3 protein-coding genes and 3 pseudogenes are annotated in these 3,400 nt (G+C 48.4%); 1 reads left to right on the forward strand and 5 read right to left on the reverse strand.

Annotated features, from left to right (window positions below):
- The 5 genes and pseudogenes from BGK49_RS26490 to BGK49_RS31030 form a co-directional block, all read right to left on the reverse strand.
- A partial coding sequence (locus BGK49_RS26490; RefSeq protein WP_001393286.1) for an IS1 family transposase occupies positions 1 to 147 on the reverse strand: 147 nt, incomplete at its 3' end.
- A gap of 49 nt (positions 148 to 196) precedes the next feature.
- Positions 197 to 1,177, reverse strand: a pseudogene (locus BGK49_RS11030) (CoA-transferase); the annotation flags it as partial.
- Positions 1,178 to 1,322: 145 nt separating this feature from the next.
- Entirely contained in the window at positions 1,323 to 2,081 is a 759-nt protein-coding gene (gene aroD / locus BGK49_RS11035) for a type I 3-dehydroquinate dehydratase (RefSeq protein ID WP_005031283.1), read from the reverse strand.
- Between the two features lie 31 nt (positions 2,082 to 2,112).
- Complete coding sequence (gene ydiB, locus BGK49_RS11040; RefSeq protein WP_000383469.1) at positions 2,113 to 2,979, reverse strand: quinate/shikimate dehydrogenase; 867 nt, start codon at positions 2,977 to 2,979, stop codon at positions 2,113 to 2,115.
- Positions 2,980 to 2,990: 11 nt separating this feature from the next.
- Positions 2,991 to 3,065, reverse strand: a pseudogene (locus tag BGK49_RS31030) (hypothetical protein); the annotation flags it as partial.
- 55 nt (positions 3,066 to 3,120) lie between these two features.
- Between BGK49_RS31030 and BGK49_RS11045 the strand changes: the two are divergent.
- Positions 3,121 to 3,400, forward strand: a pseudogene (locus tag BGK49_RS11045) (IS1-like element transposase); the annotation flags it as partial.

Genomic DNA, 3,400 nt, shown 5'->3' on the forward strand with positions numbered 1-3,400 from the left:
TTGAGAAGCGGTGTAAGTGAACTGCAGTTGCCATGTTTTACGGCAGTGAGAGCAGAGATAGCGCTGATGTCCGGCAGTGCTTTTGCCGTTACGCACCACCCCGTCAGTAGCTGAACAGGAGGGACAGCTGATAGAAACAGAAGCCACTGGAGCACCTCAAAAACACCATCATACACTAAATCAGTAAGTTGGCAGCATCACCAGCACAACCTTCTTCCCGGGCGACCAGGCCAATACCGTCAGCAATACCGACGCCGACATTCCCCACCGCGCCTTTACGCATTTCGAATAATGCACGCCTCGCAACTAATTTACGTTGGTTTAGGGGCAGGCTAAGTTTGGTGCTGTCATCAAGGGTGAAGTCACCAGAAATAAAGCGGTTAACCGGCGCACCGCCATACAGTTGGCTTTGATCCGGATCGACCACCACAATATCCACCAGATAACCCGGAATACGGACAGATTTAGGATGCAGCGTGGCTTTCTTAACCATTTTCTGCACCTGCATCATCACAATACCGCCGTTATTGTGCACCGCCTGGGCAATAACCAATGCGTCGAGATACATCACCTCATCTTCAAAAGTGGCGTAGCCTTCACTGTCGCAGGTGGTAGCGCGAATGAAGGCGATATCTGGCGCAATCGCTTTGTAATAGAGATATTCTTTGTTATCAAACTCGACCAGTTTAATCAGGTCTTCTTTCGTGACTTCATTCAGTTTGCCGCCTTGCTGGCGTGGATCGACAAATGTCCCGATGCCAATATCACTAATAATACCAGGCTGGTGGGCTGCGGCGGCGCGTAAGGTTTGTGTAAGTACACCTTGTGGATAGTTATAAGCAATAATTTTATTTTGTTCTGCGAGTTCAGAAATACGCGGCGATTGTCCCCAGTGACCACATAATGCCCATTTCACCAGACCTTCTTGCGCCAGCGGACTAATACCACGCTCGGCGCGATTGCCAAGCCCTGTTGGACTAATAATCAATAAATTACGTGGCGTTTGAGTCTGTTTATATTTATCAGCAAGAGCAGTAATTAACGTCGTGGCTTCCAGAATACCGCCGCCAGCGCCTAACACACAAAGTGTTGCTTCGTCGGGAATATAATTCACCGCTTCCTGTGCCGACAGGACCGGCACTCGTCCATTAATACGAGGTGGTTTTACAGGTTTCATTGTTAATTCCTGATTCAGGTGTGATTTTCCCTACGCCAGATGGATATTTAGCGCACAGAGACTCACGAAATATTTTTATTAAATACGGTTGAATATATTTTTTTTAGTTCGGCGGGGGAGGATATTCCCGCCGAAATATTATTGCTTATGCCTGATGTAAAATAGTTAATACTGTGCGTAAATCATTTACCGAGATTTGCCCTAGCGCAGAGGCTTTTTTTACCGCACCAAAAGTTGCCGCCGAGCCAAATACTTCACCAGCCAGACGAGAAATTACGCCAGTTTTTGCCATTGACATTGTGATGATTGGACGATCGGCATACTGCTCCTGCATCTCCAGGGTCGCGGCAAGCAACGTCAGCACATCGCTGGTACTTTGCGGCATCAGCGCAATCTTAGGAATATCGGCGTCGAAGGACTGCATTTTGCGCAGACGGGCAATGATTTCTTCGGCTTCCGGCGTTTTATGGAAGTCATGGTTGGACATGACAACTTTCACATCATGCGCGTGGGCGCAGGCGACGGTTTCTTTAACCTGATCATCGCCGGTAAATAACTCCAGATCTATCATATCAACCAGGCCGCTGTCGATGGCTGCACGATTGAGAGCAATATAAGCCTCGGTGGAAATCGCCTGCTCGCCGCCTTCTTTGGCACTGCGGAAGGTAAACAGCAGCGGTTTTTCTGGCATGGTTTCGCGGAGAATTTTTGCCGCCGCCATGACAGACTCCACATTGGAGAGGTCGGCAAAGTGGTCCACACGCCATTCCAGAATATCAAAGTCCGCTTCACGATAGGCGAGAGCTTCGGATTTCACGCGGGCGATATCTTTCGCCATCAGCGAGACGATGATTTTAGGTGCGCCCGTACCAATGACGAGATCTTTTACAGTTACGGTTTTCATTTTTTTACCCTTTCTGCACGCGGTCAGCCTGTCAGGCACCGAACCCCATGACCTGTTTAACATATTCCAGAGGGAAATCTTTGCCAGTCCATAACGTGAACTGTTCAGCCCCTTGCCACAACAACATGCCGTATCCATCAATCGTTTTGCAACCAGCTTGTTGCGCCTGCTGCAATAACTTCGTCATATGCGGGTTATACACGCATTCAGTGACCAGAAGTCCCGGATGTAACAGACTGATATCATTAACTAATGATTCATTCTCAAGGGGTTTCATACCCACTTTTGTGCCATTGGTTAAAATGTCGGCGGAAGCTAGGGCTTCAGCAAAGGCTTGCTGATCGGCGAGATCGGTAACCGTGACGACACAATCGGTGTTTTCGTTAACCCGCTGCGCGAAGGCGAGGGCTTTATCGAAGAACTCATCCCGACGGTTAAAGAGTTTAATTTCTTTTAAACCTTCAATTGCCCCCTGCGCGCCAATCGCCGTTGAGGCACCTCCGGCCCCTAACAGCACCATTGTTTTGCCTTTGATATCAAAACCGCTCTCTTTAATGGCGCGAATATGGCCCGTGCCGTCGGTGTTATAGCCGCGCAGGTAGCCATCATCATTAACGATGGTGTTGATGGCACCCACCAGTTTGGCTGCTGGCGTTAATTCATCAACATATTCACAAGCCAGTTGTTTGTTCGGCATTGATACACCAGTTCCGCGCATTTTTAGAGCTTTTAATCCTTCAATTGCTCCGGGAAAACTATCGTTATCCACTTCAAAGGCCATATAGGTAAATGGCAATCCCGCTTTTTCTAAGGCTTTATTCTGCATTTCAGGCGATAAACTGTGGCGGATAGGATAGGCCATCAGCCCAATCAATTCGTATTTTGCGGTAACATCCATAATTAACTCCTTTAACCTCTATGCTTAATTGTGTTTAACCGGGTGCTAAATTTACGCTCGCCAAACCGCACATCATTCTCAGGAATGGTGATGCTGCCAACTTACTGATTTAGTGTATGATGGTGTTTTTGAGGTGCTCCAGTGGCTTCTGTTTCTATCAGCTGTCCCTCCTGTTCAGCTACTGACGGGGTGGTGCGTAACGGCAAAAGCACTGCCGGACATCAGCGCTATCTCTGCTCTCACTGCCGTAAAACATGGCAACTGCAGTTCACTTACACCGCTTCTCAACCCGGTACGCACCAGAAAATTATTGATATGGCCATGAATGGCGTTGGATGCCGGGCAACTGCACGCATTATGGGCGTTAGCCTCAACACGATTTTACGTCACTTAAAAAACTCAGGCCGCAGTCGGTAACCTC

It is taken from the genome of Shigella sp. FC1544 (assembly GCF_001722145.1).
In the GTDB taxonomy this organism is placed as follows: Bacteria; Pseudomonadota; Gammaproteobacteria; order Enterobacterales; family Enterobacteriaceae; genus Escherichia; species Escherichia coli.